Source organism: Paraburkholderia elongata, assembly GCF_013177735.1.
GTDB classification, from domain to species: Bacteria; Pseudomonadota; Gammaproteobacteria; order Burkholderiales; family Burkholderiaceae; genus Paraburkholderia; species Paraburkholderia elongata.
On sequence record NZ_WOEZ01000261.1, the window covers coordinates 26,460 to 43,253 of the forward strand.

Genomic DNA, 16,794 nt, shown 5'->3' on the forward strand with positions numbered 1-16,794 from the left:
ATGGGACCGGAGTAAGCATGGGACCAGAGTAAGTGCTTTGCATGGGACCAGAGTAGCGCGCTGAAGCGCTAACTCCGGTCGACACAGGAGACCAATCGATGAGTTGCAAGCCGCTGTTCCGTTCGCTTTCCGTTGCCGCCGTGTTGAGTTTCGGCATCAGCCAGACGGCTCACGCCGCCACTGAAATCCAGTTCTGGCATGCCATGGAGGCCGCCCTGGGCGAACGTCTGAACGACATCGCCAACGCGTTCAACGCGTCGCAGAGCGACTACAAGATCGTGCCGGTGTTCAAAGGCGCCTACGACCAGACACTCGCCGCCGGCATCGCCGCTTACCGCAGCGGCAACGCGCCCGCTATCTTGCAGGTCTATGAAGTCGGCACTGCGACAATGATGCAGGCGAAGAAAGCCGTGATCCCGGTCTCGGACGTGTTCAAGCAAGCCGGCGTGCCGCTCGACGAAAAGGCCTTCGTGCCGACCATTGCAAGTTATTACAGCGACTCTAAAAGCGGCCAGCTGATCTCGATGCCGTTCAACAGCTCGACGCCGGTGCTGTATTACAACAAGGACGCGTTCAAGAAAGCCGGGCTCGACCCGAATCAGCCGCCGAAAACCTGGGCCGAAGTGCAGGTCGACGCGCAGAAGCTGAAAGCGTCGGGCATGGCATGCGGCTATTCGTCCGGCTGGCAGAGCTGGATTCAGCTTGAAAACTACAGCGCGTGGCAGGGCGCGCCGTTTGCGTCGGAGAACAACGGCTTCGACGGCGCGAATGCCCAGCTCGAATTCAACAAGCCGCTGCAAGTCGCACATATCCAGTTCCTGCAAAACATGCAGAAGGAAGGCACGTTCACCTATGTCGGCCGCAAGGACGAACCGGTGTCGAAGTTCTATAGCGGCGATTGCGGGATCATCACGAACTCGTCGGGCTCGCTCGCCACGATCAAGAAGTACGCGAAGTTCAACTTCGGCACCGGCATGATGCCGTACGACGCCAGCGTGAAGGGCGCGCCGCAGAACGCGATCATCGGCGGGGCAAGCCTGTGGGTCTTGTCGGGTAAAGATCCGGCGGTGTACAAGGGCGTGGCGAAATTCCTGTCTTATCTGTCGTCGGCGCCGGTTGCTGCGAAGTGGCATCAGGACACCGGCTACCTGCCGGTCACGACCGCCGCGTATCAACTTACGCAGCAGCAAGGCTTCTACGAGAAGAACCCAGGCAGCGACACCGCGATCAAGCAGATGCTCAACAAGCCGCCGCTGCCGTACACGAAGGGCTTGCGTCTGGGCAACATGCCACAGATCCGCACCATCATCGACGAAGAACTCGAACAGGTTTGGGCACAGAAGAAGACGCCGCAAGAGGCGCTCGATTCGTCCGTGACGCGTGGCGATGAGTTGCTGCGCCGCTTCGAGAAAGCCGGTAGCTAAGCACTAGCGGTACTAGCCGGCCGGGTTTCGGTGCGCTCGCGCCGAAACCCGATGTTGCAGCAGAACCTTGGGAATTCTCGATGGAAAAGCGCTCCCGCTTCGGCACCAGCGTCCTGCCCTATCTGCTCGTTGCGCCACAACTCCTGATCACGCTGCTGTTCTTTCTGTGGCCGGCGGGCGAAGCGCTGTGGCAATCCACGCAGAGCCAGGACGCGTTCGGCACGTCGAGCGAATTTGTCGGCTTAGCCAATTTCAAGCAGTTATTCGCCGATCCGCTTTATCTGTCGTCGTTCAATACAACGCTGATTTTCTGCGCGCTCGTCACCGTGTGCGGATTGGTGATTTCGCTCTTGCTGGCAGTCTGCGCGGATCGCGTGACACGCGGTGCCAAGGCCTATCAGACGCTGCTGATCTGGCCGTACGCGGTCGCGCCCGCGATCGCCGCCGTGTTGTGGTCGTTCCTGTTCAACCCGAGCATCGGCCTCGTCACCTATGCGCTCGCGAAGTACGGCATCGTGTGGAATCACGCGTTGAACGCCAGCCAGGCGATGTTTCTGGTCGTGCTGGCATCCGTGTGGAAACAGGTCAGCTATAACTTCCTGTTCTTCTATGCCGGCTTGCAGGCCATTCCGCGCTCGCTGATCGAAGCGGCGGCCATCGACGGCGCTGGTCCGGTGCGGCGTTTCTTCGGCATCGCACTGCCGCTACTCTCGCCGACCAGTTTCTTCCTGCTGGTGATCAACATCACCTACGCATTCTTCGACACCTTCCCGGTGATCGACGCCGCCACCGGCGGCGGCCCGGCGCAATCCACCCGCACGCTGATCTACAAGATCTTCGCCGAAGGCTTCCAGGGGCTGGACATCGGCAGCTCGGGCGCGCAGTCCGTCATCCTGATGGCGATCGTCGTCGCGTTGACGGTCGTGCAATTCCGCTTCATCGAGCGCAGGGTTCAATACTCATGATCGAGAACCGCCGCGGTTTCGACCTCTTCTGCCATGCGGTGCTGATTCTCGGCGTCGCGCTGGTGGTGTTTCCCGTGTACGTCGCGTTTTGCGCGGCGACGATGAGCGAGCATGAGGTGTTCAGCGTGCCGCTGTCACTGGTGCCGAGTACGCATCTGTTCGAGAACATCGCGACTGTCTGGTCGCATGGCAGCGGCAATGCGGCGGCGCCGTTCGGCCGCATGCTGTTCAACAGCCTCGTGATGGCGCTGGTGATTTCGATCGGCAAGATCGCCATCTCTATGATCTCCGCGTATGCAATCGTGTTTTTCCGCTTTCCGTTTCGCAATCTGTCGTTCTGGCTGATCTTCATCACGCTGATGCTGCCGGTCGAAGTGCGGATCTTTCCGACCGTGCAGGTCGTGTCGTCGATGCATCTGAGCAATACGTACAGCGGTTTGACCTTGCCGCTGATCGCATCGGCCACCGCCACCTTCCTGTTCCGCCAGTTCTTCATGACGCTGCCCGACGAACTGATGGAAGCGGCGCGCATCGACGGTGCCGGAGCGATGCGTTTCTTCTGGGACGTGGTGTTGCCGCTGTCGAAGACGAATATGGCGGCGCTGTTTGTCATCACATTCATCTACGGCTGGAATCAGTATCTGTGGCCGATCCTGATTACGAGCCAGCAATCGCTGACCACTGCCGTGGTCGGCATCAAGAGCATGATCGCTTCCGGCGACACCGCGACCGAATGGCACCTGGTGATGACCGCGACGCTGCTCGCGATGCTGCCGCCGCTCGCCGTCGTGCTGACGATGCAGCGCTGGTTCGTGCGCGGGTTGGTGGACTCCGAGAAGTAACTCGCGCAGCTTGGGCGAGCTTCGGCGTTGGGCATGGAATCAAGCATGGAATCAAGAACACCGCGCAACACGCGGCAAGCAACGAAAAGGCTAAAACGGCATGGCTGCACTGACTCTGCAAAGCGTTAAAAAGACCTACGACGGCAAACAGTTCGTGCTGCACGGCATCGACGTCGATGTGGCGGACGGCGAGTTCGTCGTGATGGTCGGCCCGTCCGGTTGCGGCAAATCGACTTTGCTGCGGATGGTGGCCGGGCTCGAAGGCATTTCCGAAGGCACCATTTCGATCGCCGGCAAGGTGGTCAATCAACTGGAGCCGAAGGATCGCAACATCGCAATGGTGTTCCAAAACTACGCGCTGTATCCGCACATGAGCGTTGCCGAGAACATGGGCTATGCGCTGAAAATTGCAGGCGTCGATCGTGCGCGAATTACGAAACGCGTGCAGGCTGCGGCGCAGATTCTCGAGCTTGAACCGCTGCTCGCACGCAAGCCCCGCGAGTTGTCCGGCGGCCAGCGACAACGCGTCGCCATGGGCCGCGCAATCGTGCGCGAACCGGCAGTGTTTCTGTTCGACGAACCGCTGTCGAATCTCGACGCAAGGCTGCGTGTGCAGATGCGTCTCGAAATCCAGCGCCTGCATGCGCGGCTCGCCACTACGAGTCTCTACGTGACGCACGACCAGATCGAAGCAATGACGCTCGCGCAACGCGTGATCGTGATGAACAAGGGCCACGCGGAGCAGATCGGCGCGCCGACCGAGGTCTACGAGCGGCCGGCGACGGTGTTCGTCGCGAGCTTCATCGGCTCACCGGGGATGAATCTGCTGGAAGGCCGCGTGTCAGATGACGGTTCTATGTTCGAGGTCGCAGGCAACGGGCCGAAGCTGCCGCTCACACGCGTAGCGTCGATCGGCCGGGAAGTTTCCAAGGGCCGCGAATGGACGCTCGGAATTCGCCCCGAGCACATGACGCCGGGTCAAGCGGACGCGTCTCACGCCACATTGACCGTCGATTCCTGCGAACTGCTCGGCGCGGACAACCTCGCGCACGGCCGCTGGGGCAAACACGACGTGACGGTCCGCTTGCCGCACATGCATCGGCCCGCGGCAGGTGAAGCGCTGCAAGTGGCGTTGCCCGCACAGCATCTGCATTTCTTCGATCCGTCGACGGGACGGCGAGCAAACTGACGCCACTGCGGACACCCTCTGCCGCCGCACCCCCACCCCGAAGTACAATGCCACCTGAACTACCCGCCCGCGCGCGGGGCGTCGTTGAACTCGACGCCGCGCCGGCCGGCGCCGGGCGCACTGCCCGGCTACAACACCCATTACCCATCCACCCACGACCGCCGCCCCAAAGCGGCCGGCGTCGTCAACGTCTATTGCAAGCAAATGGCCCAATACGTCTTCACCATGAACCGGGTCGGCAAAATCGTGCCGCCCAAGCGTCAAATCCTGAAAGACATCTCGCTGTCATTCTTCCCCGGCGCGAAGATCGGCCTGCTCGGCCTGAACGGCTCGGGCAAGTCGACGCTGATCCGCATCATGGCCGGTGTGGACAAGGAAATCGAAGGCGAAGCCACGCCGATGCCGAACCTGAACATCGGCTATCTGCCGCAGGAGCCGAAGCTCGATCCGAACAAGACGGTGCGTGAAGCGGTCGAAGAAGGTCTCGGTGACGTCTTCGGCGCGCAAAAGAAACTGGACGAAATCTACGCGGCCTACGCGGAGCCGGACGCCGACTTCGACGCACTCGCCGCCGAGCAGGCAAAGTACGAAGCGATCCTCGCCACCACCGACGGCAGCGCGGAACAGCAGATCGAAATCGCCGCCGACGCGTTGCGCCTGCCGGCATGGGACGCGAAGATCGAGCATCTGTCGGGCGGCGAAAAGCGCCGCGTGGCACTCTGCAAACTGCTGCTCGAAAAGCCCGACATGCTGCTGCTGGATGAGCCGACCAACCACCTTGACGCGGAATCGGTCGAATGGCTCGAGCAGTTCCTCACGCGCTTCCCGGGCACGGTCGTCGCGGTGACCCACGATCGCTACTTCCTCGATAACGCCGCCGAGTGGATTCTCGAACTCGACCGCGGCCACGGTATTCCCTGGAAGGGCAACTACAGCAGTTGGCTCGACCAGAAGGAAGAGCGTCTGAAGCAGGAAGAGTCGTCGGAATCGGCGCGTCAGAAAGCGATCAAGAAGGAACTGGAGTGGGTGCGCCAGAATCCGAAGGGCCGTCAGGCGAAGTCGAAGGCGCGTATTGCCCGCTTCGAGGAACTGAACAGCCAGGACTATCAGAAGCGCAACGAGACCTCGGAAATCTTCATCCCGGTCGGCGACCGCCTGGGTAACGAAGTGATCGAGTTCAAGAACGTCAGCAAGTCATATGGCGACCGTTTGCTGCTCGACGACGTCAGCTTCAAGATTCCGGCGGGCGCGATAGTCGGCATCATCGGGCCGAACGGCGCTGGTAAGTCGACGCTGTTCCGCATGCTGACCGGCCGTGAACAACCGGATTCGGGTGAGATCGTGCAAGGACCGACGGTCAAGCTCGCGTACGTGGACCAAAGCCGCGACGCACTCAACGGCTCGAAGACCGTGTTCGAAGAAATCTCCGGCGGTGCGGACGTGCTGACGGTCGGCAAGTACGAAACACCTTCGCGTGCGTACATCGGCCGGTTCAACTTCAAGGGCGGCGATCAGCAAAAGACCGTTGGCAATCTGTCGGGTGGTGAGCGTGGCCGGTTGCATCTGGCGAAGACGCTGATCGCGGGCGGCAACGTGCTGCTGCTGGACGAACCGTCGAACGATCTGGACGTCGAAACGCTGCGCGCGCTGGAAGACGCCTTGCTCGAGTTCGCCGGCTCCGTCATGGTGATCTCGCACGATCGCTGGTTCCTCGACCGGATCGCGACGCACATCCTGGCGTTCGAAGGCGATTCGCAAATCACGTTCTTCGACGGCAACTACCAGGAATACGAAGCGGACAAACGCGCACGCCTCGGTGAAGAAGCTGCACGTCCGAAGCGTCTGCGTTACAAGCCGATCGCGCGATAAATCTCGAGCTTGGCAGCCCGCTCGTTGGCTGATGAGCGGGCTGTTTTGCTGGCCGGTTTTTTGCTGACGGTTTTGTGGACCCAGCGCGGCGACGAGGAGGCAAGCATGGCGATGTCGAAGGGCAAGCGCTGGGCCATTGCCGTAGGTGGCGTGCTGGTGGTGCTGATCGTCGTCGTGGTCGGTGCGCTGCAGTTCGCGCAGCGCGAAGTCAAGGAACACGTCATTGCGGCGCTCGGGCCATTAGGCAGCGCCGAAAGCATCCGGGTCGGCCTTACTTCAGTCCATCTCACCCATGTTCTGCTCAAAGCGCCACCCGGCTGGCCCGCCGGTGATCCGCTACGCGCCGACGAAATCACGCTCACACCCGATATCCGCGATTTGCTCGCGCGGCGCATGCATATTCGCAGCGTGGTGGTGCGCGGCTTCGACATCGCGGTAATGCGAACGAAGGACGGTGCGATCCGTCTGGTGCCGAATCTGCGGCAGGCGGTGAACGGCCCCAACGACGACGAAGCCAGCGGCGTGGCAACACCCGGCTCCCGCGAAAAGCTGGTCGATCATATTAGCTTCGAGCAAGGCAACTTCCATTTCTACGACATGACGGTCGGCCAGCCAGCATTCAAAGTGGCGGTCAGCAACGCCAACGCGACTGTCGACCACCTGCATCTGCCCGCGCTCACCGAACCGACCAACGTCAGCGTCACCGGCTCGATTAAGGGCCCGACGCACACGGGCACCGTTTCGTTCGACGGGTGGATCAAGATCGCCAGCAAGGATTCGCAGACCACCAGCAAACTGCGCGGCGTCGATGTCGTGATGCTCGATCCGTACCTGATGAAAAAAACCGGCGCAAAGGCGCAAGTGACGGGCGGCACGGTCGACCTGACGGTCGACTCAACGGTGCGCAACTATCAGTTGCACGCGCCTGGCACGGTGACGATCCACCATTTGCAGCTCGCCGACAGCGACAACCCGCTCGACACCTTCATGTCGATTCCGACCAAAGCCGCCATCGCCGCGCTCAAGACACACAACGGCGACATCACGCTGCATTTCGTGCTGGATGGGAATTTGCGCGACCCGAAGTTTTCGGTGCAGGAGAGTCTGATGACGCGCGTTGGCGCCGGTTTTGCGAAAGCGATGGGCGTGAGCGTCGAGGGCGTGGCGAAGGGCGCAGGAGAAACGGTGAAAGGCTTGGGTAACGCGTTGAAAAATCTGCTTGGGCAGTAGGCTTAAACCGGCAACCCCAGCTCAAGCAATTTCGCTTCGGTTTGCGCGGCGCCCGTGTGATGCACGCCGTGCCAGCCAAGTGCCGTTGCGGCCTCGGCGTTTTTCAGGTTGTCGTCGATGAAAACAAGTTCGCCCGGCTGGATGCCCGGCAGTTGTGCCTCGATCCGCTGACGCATGGCCGCGAAAATCGCCGGATCAGGCTTCACCAGCTTCACCCTGCCCGACACGACGATGTCGCGGAACCGCCGCAGCACGGGGTAATGCTCCCACGCATACGGAAACGTCTCCGCCGACCAGTTCGTTAGCCCAAAGAGCGGCACATCGGCCGCCTCGAGCTTCTCCATGATCGCCACGCCATCTTCCAGCACGCCGGCCACCATCTCGTGCCAGCGCTCGTAGAACGCGCGGATCAGCGGTGCGTGATCGGGAAACTTCGCGACCAGTTCGTCAGTCGCCTCGACGATCGGCTGGCCACCGTCCTGACGGACCACCCAGTCCATCGAACAGACGTGGGTCAGAAACCAGCGGCGCTCCGTTTCGTCGGGAATCAACTGACGATACAGATACTCGGGGCTCCAGTCGATCAGCACGCCGCCGAAATCGAACACGACTGCCTTGATGGCCATGCACGCTCCGTCAGTAAGGTCGTGGCGACAAGATCAAATAGGTTGCGTACGCAATTCCAGCCACGCCTTGGCCTCACCCGAGACATGCGGCGACAGGCGCGCGCGCACCATCTCGTGATACGCGTTGAGCCATGCGCGCTCGTCGTCACGCAATAGCGACAGGTCGAGGCAGCGCGTGTCGATCGGACACAGCGTCAGCGTTTCGAACTTGAGGAAATCGCCGAACTCGGTTTTCTCCCCGGGCACGTTCAGCACCAGATTCTCGATCCGCACACCCCACTTGCCCGGCCGGTAAATGCCCGGCTCGACCGAGGTGATCATGCCTTCTTCCATCGCCGTCCACGGTTCGGCCGGCGCGTAGTGCGAAATCACCTGCGGGCCTTCGTGCACGTTCAGGAAATAGCCCACCCCGTGACCGGTGCCATGACCGTAATCGGCGCCCGCTTCCCAGATCGGCGCGCGGGCGATCGCGTCGAGCATCGGCGAACGAATGCCACGCGGGAATTTCGCGCGCGACAGCGCCATGGTGCCTTTCAGCACGATCGTGAAGTCGCGCCGCTGTGCCTCGCTGATGGTGCCGACCGGTACGACGCGGGTGATGTCGGTCGTGCCGCTCAGATACTGCGCGCCCGAATCGATCAGCAACAGGCCATTGCCCTCGATTACCGAATGCGACTCATCGGTCGCGCGGTAGTGCGGCATCGCGCCGTTCGCGTTGAAGCCGGCGATCGTCGCAAAGCTCAGCGACACGAAGCCCGGACGGCGCGCGCGGGCCGCCGTCAGGCGCTCGTCGATCGTCAGTTCGGTGATCGTTTCGCGGCCCAGCGCGCCTTCGAACCACGCGAAAAATTCGGCGAGTGCCGCGCCGTCCTGTTCCATCGTCTCGCGCACATGCTCCGCTTCTGCTTCGGTCTTGCGCGACTTGAAGAACGTGGACGGATTGACCGCCTCGACGACGTTCACCGTTGACGGCACCAACTGAAGCGAGCCATATGTAATGCGGCGCGGGTCGATCAGCAGCGTGCTGCCGGCCGGCAGTGCGGCCAGCGCATCCGCCGCCTTTGCATACGGCTCGACGCTGATACCGTCACGCGCGAGCGCATCGGCCAACGCTTGCGGCACCTTGCCGTCGGCGACGAAGAGCGAAGCGCTCTGCGGACCGATCAGCGCGTGCGCCACGAACACCGGGTTGTAGCTGACATCGGCGCCGCGCAGATTCAGAAGCCATGCAAGGTCGTCGAGCGTGGAAATGAAGTGCCATTGCGCGTCCTTCTCCGCCATCGCACGGCGAATCTGTGCGAGCTTTTCCGAGCGGGCGACGCTCGCGTGCGGCGCGGCATGCTCAAACACGGCGGCGACGGGCAGCGACGGGCGCTGCGGCCAGATCGCGTCGAACAGATCGACGTCGGTGCGCAGCTTCACGCCGCGTGCAGTGAGCGCCTGGCTCAAAGCACGCGCCGCTGACACACCGAGCACGGCGCCGTCCACACCGACCGTGCCGCCGGTCGCGACGTTCTGTGCAAGCCATTCGAAATGCGGCGCGGTCTGCTGGCCGCCGGTCATCTTCATCAACTGAACGCCGGTGCCGGCCAGTTGCGCGTTGGCTTGTTCCCAATAGCGGCTGTCGGTCCACACGCCGGCGAAATCGGCGGTCACGACCAGCGTGCCAGCCGAGCCGGTGAAACCCGACAACCACTGTCGGCCTTGCCAGCGCCCGGGTAGATATTCGGAAAGATGCGGATCCGCGGACGGCACCAGATAGGCGGCTACGCCTTCGCCCGCCATCGCTTTGCGCAATGTCGCGAGCCGTTCAGGAATGGAGGAGGTTTCGGGAAGTCGGGCATTCATCGGAGTCACCTGCAAATATTCATCGACGGGAAAGCAAGCCGACCGTCACGGCAACGGCGACCAGCGCGATGGCGGTACATACCGGCCATTCGAGCGTATCGCCATCATGAAAGAGACCAACCACGTTGCCGGCCATACGCGCGACACTCGCGCCCAGCAGGCCGGCCAGTAACGCCACCCACCAACGGGCGCGGCTCGAACGGCGCAGCGGATGCAGCCACCAGCCCGCTAGGCCGATCACCGCGCCCAGCACCAGGATTCCGGGCCACCCCATCAGCGGCAGTTCTCGCGCAGTTTCAGATTTGTCTCATGGGCGCAAGGGGCCAACACAGATAGCATTTTTGTCTCATTAACTATAGAGGTTCAGCACGGCGCTTTCCGCATAGCGGTTGAGTTTAGGGGTCGGGGTGGTGTTAGGCAAGTTGTAAGCCTTACGGAGAAACCTAGTCCTTGGTAATTGCCAAGCTGAAAGCGTGCCATGCGAATCGCCCTTATCGAGCCGGACCTTCGGCACGCCACCCTGGTCGGCCGGCTGATCTTTGCCGGTGGCCATGCGTGTCAGCACTTCACCGCGAGCGCACCGTTCCTGGATCGCGCTGCCGACGAATTCTTCGATCTTCTCATTACTGAAGGCTGGGCCGGCGACCATTCCGCCGAAGACTTGATCCCGCACGCCCGCTCCATCCTGCCTGGCTTGCCGGTGATCGTGCTGCTGTCGGCGCCACGCGAGAGTCAGATCGTTGCCGCGCTGCACGCCGGCGCCGACGACTGTCTGATCAAACCGGTCCGTGGCCCGGAAATGCTGGCCCGGGTAGACGCGCTACTGCGCCGCGCGGGCTTGCGGCGGCCGCTCAACCGGCGACGCGACACGATCGGCGGCTATGCGTTCGACGCGGCGCAATTGGCCGTCACATTCCGTAATCAGACCGTCGCCCTGACGCCGAAGGAATTCCGCTTTGCGCTGCTCCTATTTACCAACCTGTCACGGCCGGTGTCGCGCGCGCATATCCTCGAAACCGTTTGGACGCGCCGCCGCGACGTAAAGTCACGGACCGTCGACACCCACGCGTCGCGAGTTTGGACCAAATTGCAGCTGCGCCCGGAGCTCGGGTATTGCCTCACACCGCTCTACGGCTACGGCTACCAACTCGACGCAATCCCCCCGGACGCCGTTGTAGAGGCCGGATGACGCGCGCAGAATGAAAGAATCGTGAAAACGCTATAATATTGGGCTAAACCATAGCTCCCCATATGCAGCTTCTAACGATCGGAATCAATCACCACACTGCGCCTGTCGCCTTGCGCGAACGCGTGGCGTTTCCGCTCGAACAGATCAAGCCTGCACTGGACACCTTCAAGAGCGTCTGGCTCAGCCGCACCGCCCGCACGGCGCCGGAAGCGGCGATTCTGTCCACTTGCAACCGCACCGAACTCTACTGCGTGACCGACGACCAGGCCGCGCGTGAAGCCGCGATCCAGTGGTTCTCGAAGTACCACAACCTGCCCGTCGACGAACTCGCGCCGCATGTCTACGCGCTGCCGCAGTCGGAAGCCGTGCGCCACGCATTCCGCGTCGCGTCGGGGCTGGATTCGATGGTGCTGGGCGAGACGCAAATCGTCGGACAAATGAAGGATGCAGTACGCACGGCGTCTGAAGCCGGCGCGCTCGGCACGTACCTGAACCAGTTGTTCCAGCGCACCTTCGCCGTTGCGAAGGAAGTGCGCAGCACGACCGAAATCGGCGCGCAGTCGGTTTCCATGGCGGCCGCCGCCGTGCGGCTCGCGCAGCGGATTTTCGACAAGGTCTCGAACCAGCGCGTGCTGTTCATCGGCGCGGGCGAAATGATCGAGTTGTGCGCTACGCACTTCGCAGCGCAGCAGCCACGTGAGCTCGTCGTCGCCAATCGCACCGCCGAGCGCGGCACCCGCCTCGCCGAACGCTTCAACGGCCGGGCCATTCCGCTCTCGGAACTGCCCACGCGCATGCACGAGTTCGACATCATCGTTTCGTGTACCGCTTCCACCCTGCCGATCATCGGTCTGGGCGCGGTCGAGCGGGCCGTGAAAGCGCGCCGTCACCGGCCAATTTTCATGGTCGATCTGGCTGTGCCGCGTGATATCGAACCCGAAGTCGGCCAGCTCGAAGATGTGTTCCTGTACACCGTCGACGATCTCGGCGCGATCGTGCGCGAAGGCAATGCTTCGCGGCAAGCCGCGGTCGCCCAGGCTGAAGCGATCATCGAAACGCGTGTGCAGAATTTCATGCAATGGCTCGACGCGCGCAGCATCGTGCCGGTGATCCGCCACATGCATACGCAGGCCGACGTGCTCCGTCGCGCCGAAGTCGAACGCGCGCAGAAAATGCTCGCACGCGGCGACGACCCGGCAGCGGTGCTCGAAGCGCTGTCGCAATCGCTCACCAACAAACTGATCCACGGCCCCACGCACGCGCTCAATCGCGCGAGCAGCGAGAACCGTGACACGCTCATCGAGTTGATGAGCGGTTTCTACAAACACTCCGGTTCTACGGAGCGTTAGCGGCGCAGCCACTGCCGCACCGTCCGCGCCATCCTGAGTGGCCCGCGACATGCTTCTGACCAGGGCATCTGCCCACTCCCCTAGTCGTCGTCCTTGCCGGAGTCCGCTCCGAAACCCGTCCGATGAAAACGAGCATGCAACGCAAGCTCGACCAGCTCACCACCCGGCTGGCCGAACTGAACGACCTGTTGAGCCGCGAGGACATCACCTCGAATCTCGACCAATACCGCAAACTCACGCGTGAACACGCCGAGCTTGGACCGGTCGTCGAGCATTACGCGCTGTGGCGCCAGGCGATGAACGACGCGGCAACCGCGCAGGAACTGCTGGCGGACGCGTCGATGCGCGACTTCGCGGAAGACGAAATTCGCACGTCGCGCGAGCGGATGGAAAAAATTGGCGCGGAATTGCAGAAAATGCTGCTGCCGAAAGACCCGAACGACGACCGCAACATCTTCCTCGAAATCCGGGCCGGCACGGGCGGCGACGAATCGGCGCTGTTCGCGGGCGATTTGCTGCGCATGTACCTGCGCTTTGCCGAGCGCAATCGCTGGCAAGTAGAGATGATGTCGGCGAGCGAATCGGACCTCGGCGGTTACAAGGAAGTGATCGTGCGGATCGCCGGCGAAGCGGCCTACTCCAAGCTCAAATTCGAGTCCGGCGGCCATCGCGTGCAACGCGTGCCGGCCACCGAAACGCAGGGCCGCATTCACACGTCGGCGTGCACGGTCGCGGTGATGCCGGAAGCGGACGAAATCGGCGAAGTCGAGATCAATCCGGCCGATCTGCGCATCGACACGTTCCGCGCGTCCGGCGCGGGCGGGCAGCACATCAACAAGACGGACTCGGCCGTGCGCGTCACGCACTTGCCGACGGGCATCGTCGTCGAATGTCAGGACGACCGGTCGCAGCACAAGAACAAGGATCGCGCGCTGAAGGTGTTGGCCGCGCGCATCAAGGACAAGCAGTCGCATGAGCAGCAGGCGAAGGAAGCCGCAACGCGCAAGAGCCTGATCGGCTCGGGCGATCGCTCGGAGCGGATTCGCACCTACAACTTCCCGCAAGGGCGTCTGACGGATCACCGGATCAATCTGACGCTCTATCGCCTCGACGCAATCATGGACGGCGATCTCGACGAATTGATCGCGGCCTTGGTCAGCGAGCATCAGGCCGAGTTGCTGGCATCGCTGGGCGACGCGGACTAAGCGCGGATGGATCCGGTCACGCCCGCCGCGCTGTTGCGCGCCTCGCCACTGCCGCCGCTCGAAGCGCGGATTCTGCTCACGCACGTGCTTGGCTGGCGGCATACGCAATTGATTACGCGTAGCGATGAAGCGCTCGACGGCACGGTCGTTGAGCGATACCGGGCCCTGGAAGCGCGGCGTGTCGCCGGTGAGCCGGTGGCGCAACTGGTCGGCGCACGCGAATTTTTTGGGCTTGATTTCGAAGTAACGCCCGACGTGCTGATTCCACGTCCCGAAACCGAATTGCTGGTCGAAACGGCGTTGGCGGCGATGGAGGACATCTCGCGGCCACGCGTGCTCGATCTGGGCACCGGCACCGGCGCGATTGCCGTGGCGATTGCGTCGATGCGGCCCGACGCGCAGGTTTGGGCGCTGGACCGTTCCGCCGACGCGCTGGCGGTGGCCACACGCAACGCCGCATGCCTGCTGGATGCCAAACGTCCAGGCGGCGCCGTAGTATTGCAGCCAAGCGATTGGTACGGCTCGCTCGACGCAGCGTTGCGCTTTAACGTGATCGTCAGCAATCCGCCGTATATCGCGAGCGACGACCCGCATCTGTCGGAAGGCGATCTGCGCTTCGAGCCGCGCGGCGCGCTCACCGACGAAGCCGACGGGCTGAGCGCGATCCGTAAGATCGTCGCTGGCGCGTCAACACGTTTGGCCGCCAACGGCGTATTGTGGATCGAGCACGGGTACGATCAGGCAGAAGCCGTGCGTGGCCTGCTGACGGCGCAACGTTTTGCACAAGTCCGCTCGGAGCAGGATCTTGCCGGCATCGAGCGAATCAGCGGCGGGCGGTGGCCCGGCTGACCTCGATGGATAGCCTTAATCGCCGAGGTGGCAAAGCGGCCCTCGGCCAGCGGTACCGAAATCCGCTATCATTTCAGCCTATTCCCTACACATAACGGAACCGCAAGGTCAGTCATGGATACGCAACAACGCATCAAGCAAATCGTCGACGAAAACAACGTCGTGCTCTTCATGAAGGGCACCGCTCAGTTCCCGATGTGCGGCTTTTCCGGCCGCGCCATCCAGATTCTGAAGGCGTGCGGCGTCGGCGAAATCAAAACCGTCAACGTGCTCGAAGACGACGAAGTCCGCCAGGGCATCAAGCAGTTCTCGAACTGGCCGACCATTCCGCAGCTCTACGTGAAGGGCGAATTCGTCGGCGGCTCGGACATCATGATGGAAATGTACGAATCGGGCGAACTGCAGCAACTGTTCGCCGCGGCCTGAACGTCCGCCGTCCGAACGTTTGTTGTCCTCCGATAAGGCGCCGCGAGCCATGGAAACACGCGCTGCGGCGCCACGCCGGCTGATCGTCGCGATCACCGGCGCGACCGGCTCCATCTACGGCATCCGGTTGCTTGAGACGTTGCGCAGGCTCGGCGGCGTCGAGAGCCATCTGCTGATTTCGAGCGCGGGCTGGCTCAATATCCAGCACGAACTCCAGTTGAGCAAAGAAGACGTGCATCCGCTCGCGGATGTCGTCCATTCGGTGCGCGACGTCGGCGCGAGCATCGCGTCCGGCTCGTTTGCCACCGACGGCATGGTGGTCGCCCCCTGCTCGATGAAGACGCTGGCCAGCGTCGCGCATGGTTTTTCCGACAATCTGATCACCCGTGCCGCCGACGTCACACTCAAAGAGCGCCGCCGGCTCGTACTTCTCGTGCGCGAAACGCCGTTCAATCTCGCGCACCTGCGCAACATGACGGCCGTCACCGAAATGGGCGGCGTGATCTTCCCGCCCTTGCCCGCCTTCTACAACCAGCCGGCCTCGATCGACGAGATGGTCGATCACACGGTGGCGCGGGTACTGGATTTATTCGCGTTGGGACCCGCCATGTCGCCGGCGTGGCAAGGATTGCGCGGTACGGATTAATAACACCTGCGACACAATCAATTCCGTTTTCACCCGTTTATCAAACGCCGGTGCGGACCTATATTGATAGCAACCCCACTTTCGCGCCGCGTTCCCGCGGCGGCGTTGCTGCCATGAATCGATTACCGTCGCTTTTCCTCTCCCACGGCGCGCCTACGCTGCCGATCGACCCGTCCCTGCCGTCCGCTGAATTCGGCACGCTGTCGGCGCAATTGCCGAGTCCGGAAACCGTGCTGATGCTGTCGGCCCACTGGGGCACGGCGCAGCCGGTGGCAAGCACGTCCACAGCGCCGGAAACCATCCACGATTTCTACGGCTTCCCGCGTCAGTTGTATGAGATTCAATATCCGGCTCCGGGCGCGCCCGATGTGGCGCGCCGTGCCGCTGTGCTGCTCGGCGAACACGGCATTCTCACCACCACCCAGTCGCATGGACTCGACCACGGCGCGTGGGTACCCATGCTGCTGATGTTCCCGGAAGCCGACGTGCCGGTCGCTCAGTTGTCGATCCAGCCGCACATGGACGCCGCCCATCACTTCCGTGTGGGCCGCGCGCTGCGCTCGCTGAGAGAGGACGGCGTGATGGTGATCGGCTCGGGCCAGATCACGCACAACCTGCGCGCTGCGGATTTTTCCGCGCGCCCGGAAGACGCCGATCCGCGCGTGGCCGAATTCACCGACTGGTTCGAGGCCAGGCTCGCCGCGCACGACATCGACGCGTTGCTCGACTACCGCCGCCAGGCGCCGCACGCGGTGCTGATGCATCCGACCGAAGAGCACCTGCTGCCCGTATTCGCGGCACTAGGCGCGGCAGACGACGATTATTCGCTGGCGATCCAGTCGCTCGGAACCTATCAGCGCTCGCTCGCCATGACGAATTACGTGTTCGGCACCGCCTGATTCAGCGCCGATGCAGCGCCATTAAAGCGCCTTCGAAGCGCCGCAAACAAAAAAGCCCGCCTGAGCAACTCCCAGCCCCTCACTTGGCGTGTTGTTAGGGGCCTTGCTGGACGGGGCTGATTCGAGGACAGGGACTCAAATCCCTGTCCTTTTTTATACAAAACAGCGTGTTTGTTTAAAAAAAGTCCAGAATTTCCTGCGGGTCGACCGGATTCGATGCCTGTCCGAGACGCATGGC

The 16,794-nt window shown here is 62.5% G+C and carries 16 protein-coding genes; 13 read left to right on the top strand and 3 right to left on the bottom strand.

Annotated features, from left to right (window positions below; translation table 11 throughout):
• The first annotated feature begins 98 nt into the window (after nt 1-98).
• From ugpB to GNZ13_RS44085, 6 genes are all read left to right on the top strand, one after another.
• On the top strand, nt 99-1,424 hold the full coding sequence (gene ugpB / locus GNZ13_RS44060; protein WP_172176863.1) for a sn-glycerol-3-phosphate ABC transporter substrate-binding protein UgpB: 1,326 nt from the start codon (nt 99-101) through the stop codon (nt 1,422-1,424).
• An 80-nt stretch (nt 1,425-1,504) separates the two neighbouring features.
• Nucleotides 1,505-2,389: a sn-glycerol-3-phosphate ABC transporter permease UgpA gene (gene ugpA, locus GNZ13_RS44065; RefSeq protein WP_172176865.1), complete on the top strand. Its 885-nt coding sequence runs from the start codon at nt 1,505-1,507 to the stop codon at nt 2,387-2,389.
• On the top strand, nt 2,386-3,231 hold the full coding sequence (gene ugpE / locus GNZ13_RS44070; protein WP_172176867.1) for a sn-glycerol-3-phosphate ABC transporter permease UgpE: 846 nt from the start codon (nt 2,386-2,388) through the stop codon (nt 3,229-3,231). Before ugpA ends, ugpE begins: the two co-directional genes overlap by 4 nt.
• Before the next feature lie 100 nt (nt 3,232-3,331).
• Nucleotides 3,332-4,420, top strand: a complete 1,089-nt coding sequence (locus GNZ13_RS44075) for a sn-glycerol-3-phosphate import ATP-binding protein UgpC (protein ID WP_172176869.1) — start codon at nt 3,332-3,334, stop codon at nt 4,418-4,420.
• A gap of 204 nt (nt 4,421-4,624) precedes the next feature.
• Nucleotides 4,625-6,289: an energy-dependent translational throttle protein EttA gene (gene ettA, locus GNZ13_RS44080; RefSeq protein ID WP_172176896.1), complete on the top strand. Its 1,665-nt coding sequence runs from the start codon at nt 4,625-4,627 to the stop codon at nt 6,287-6,289.
• A 105-nt stretch (nt 6,290-6,394) separates the two neighbouring features.
• The gene (locus GNZ13_RS44085; RefSeq protein ID WP_172176871.1) at nt 6,395-7,519 is read left to right on the top strand and encodes a DUF748 domain-containing protein; all 1,125 of its coding nucleotides are present in this window, start codon (nt 6,395-6,397) and stop codon (nt 7,517-7,519) included.
• A 2-nt stretch (nt 7,520-7,521) separates the two neighbouring features.
• Here GNZ13_RS44085 and GNZ13_RS44090 read toward each other — a convergent pair whose 3' ends face one another.
• Genes GNZ13_RS44090 through GNZ13_RS44100 form a run of 3 tightly spaced genes read right to left on the bottom strand, consistent with a single transcriptional unit; the run spans nt 7,522 to nt 10,267 of the window.
• Entirely contained in the window at nt 7,522-8,145 is a 624-nt protein-coding gene (locus GNZ13_RS44090) for an HAD family hydrolase (protein WP_172176873.1), read from the bottom strand.
• Between the two features lie 33 nt (nt 8,146-8,178).
• Nucleotides 8,179-9,993 carry an aminopeptidase P family protein gene (locus GNZ13_RS44095; RefSeq protein ID WP_172176876.1) on the bottom strand — a complete coding sequence of 605 codons (1,815 nt, stop codon included), beginning with the start codon at nt 9,991-9,993 and terminating at the stop codon, nt 8,179-8,181.
• A 19-nt stretch (nt 9,994-10,012) separates the two neighbouring features.
• Nucleotides 10,013-10,267, bottom strand: a complete 255-nt coding sequence (locus tag GNZ13_RS44100) for a hypothetical protein (RefSeq protein WP_172176878.1) — start codon at nt 10,265-10,267, stop codon at nt 10,013-10,015.
• 204 nt (nt 10,268-10,471) lie between these two features.
• On the opposite strand from GNZ13_RS44100, the gene GNZ13_RS44105 reads away from it, so the two are divergent.
• From GNZ13_RS44105 to GNZ13_RS44135, 7 genes are all read left to right on the top strand, one after another.
• Nucleotides 10,472-11,182, top strand: a complete 711-nt coding sequence (locus GNZ13_RS44105) for a response regulator transcription factor (protein WP_172176880.1) — start codon at nt 10,472-10,474, stop codon at nt 11,180-11,182.
• A 62-nt stretch (nt 11,183-11,244) separates the two neighbouring features.
• A complete protein-coding gene (gene hemA, locus GNZ13_RS44110; protein ID WP_172176882.1) occupies nt 11,245-12,531 on the top strand; it encodes a glutamyl-tRNA reductase in 1,287 nt (428 codons plus the stop codon).
• Between the two features lie 122 nt (nt 12,532-12,653).
• The gene (gene prfA, locus GNZ13_RS44115) at nt 12,654-13,736 is read left to right on the top strand and encodes a peptide chain release factor 1 (RefSeq protein WP_172176884.1); all 1,083 of its coding nucleotides are present in this window, start codon (nt 12,654-12,656) and stop codon (nt 13,734-13,736) included.
• A 6-nt stretch (nt 13,737-13,742) separates the two neighbouring features.
• Nucleotides 13,743-14,585, top strand: coding sequence for a peptide chain release factor N(5)-glutamine methyltransferase (gene prmC, locus GNZ13_RS44120; RefSeq protein ID WP_172176886.1), 843 nt, complete (start codon nt 13,743-13,745; stop codon nt 14,583-14,585).
• Between the two features lie 114 nt (nt 14,586-14,699).
• Entirely contained in the window at nt 14,700-15,011 is a 312-nt protein-coding gene (gene grxD / locus GNZ13_RS44125) for a Grx4 family monothiol glutaredoxin (RefSeq protein WP_012434475.1), read from the top strand.
• Between the two features lie 49 nt (nt 15,012-15,060).
• The gene (locus GNZ13_RS44130; RefSeq protein WP_172176888.1) at nt 15,061-15,657 is read left to right on the top strand and encodes a UbiX family flavin prenyltransferase; all 597 of its coding nucleotides are present in this window, start codon (nt 15,061-15,063) and stop codon (nt 15,655-15,657) included.
• Nucleotides 15,658-15,770: 113 nt separating this feature from the next.
• Entirely contained in the window at nt 15,771-16,556 is a 786-nt protein-coding gene (locus GNZ13_RS44135; RefSeq protein ID WP_172176890.1) for a DODA-type extradiol aromatic ring-opening family dioxygenase, read from the top strand.
• The last annotated feature ends 238 nt before the right edge of the window (nt 16,557-16,794 follow it).

Bases quoted from the DNA above. Each gene is read 5' to 3' on its own strand.
- ugpB (WP_172176863.1), top strand. From the start codon at position 99: ATGAGTTGCAAGCCGCTGTTCCGTTCGCTTTCCGTTGCCGCCGTGTTG.
- ugpA (WP_172176865.1), top strand. From the start codon at position 1,505: ATGGAAAAGCGCTCCCGCTTCGGCACCAGCGTCCTGCCCTATCTGCTC.
- ugpE (WP_172176867.1), top strand. From the start codon at position 2,386: ATGATCGAGAACCGCCGCGGTTTCGACCTCTTCTGCCATGCGGTGCTG.
- GNZ13_RS44075 (WP_172176869.1), top strand. From the start codon at position 3,332: ATGGCTGCACTGACTCTGCAAAGCGTTAAAAAGACCTACGACGGCAAA.
- ettA (WP_172176896.1), top strand. From the start codon at position 4,625: ATGGCCCAATACGTCTTCACCATGAACCGGGTCGGCAAAATCGTGCCG.
- GNZ13_RS44085 (WP_172176871.1), top strand. From the start codon at position 6,395: ATGGCGATGTCGAAGGGCAAGCGCTGGGCCATTGCCGTAGGTGGCGTG.
- GNZ13_RS44090 (WP_172176873.1), bottom strand. From the start codon at position 8,145: ATGGCCATCAAGGCAGTCGTGTTCGATTTCGGCGGCGTGCTGATCGAC.
- GNZ13_RS44095 (WP_172176876.1), bottom strand. From the start codon at position 9,993: ATGAATGCCCGACTTCCCGAAACCTCCTCCATTCCTGAACGGCTCGCG.
- GNZ13_RS44100 (WP_172176878.1), bottom strand. From the start codon at position 10,267: ATGGGGTGGCCCGGAATCCTGGTGCTGGGCGCGGTGATCGGCCTAGCG.
- GNZ13_RS44105 (WP_172176880.1), top strand. From the start codon at position 10,472: ATGCGAATCGCCCTTATCGAGCCGGACCTTCGGCACGCCACCCTGGTC.
- hemA (WP_172176882.1), top strand. From the start codon at position 11,245: ATGCAGCTTCTAACGATCGGAATCAATCACCACACTGCGCCTGTCGCC.
- prfA (WP_172176884.1), top strand. From the start codon at position 12,654: ATGAAAACGAGCATGCAACGCAAGCTCGACCAGCTCACCACCCGGCTG.
- prmC (WP_172176886.1), top strand. From the start codon at position 13,743: ATGGATCCGGTCACGCCCGCCGCGCTGTTGCGCGCCTCGCCACTGCCG.
- grxD (WP_012434475.1), top strand. From the start codon at position 14,700: ATGGATACGCAACAACGCATCAAGCAAATCGTCGACGAAAACAACGTC.
- GNZ13_RS44130 (WP_172176888.1), top strand. From the start codon at position 15,061: ATGGAAACACGCGCTGCGGCGCCACGCCGGCTGATCGTCGCGATCACC.
- GNZ13_RS44135 (WP_172176890.1), top strand. From the start codon at position 15,771: ATGAATCGATTACCGTCGCTTTTCCTCTCCCACGGCGCGCCTACGCTG.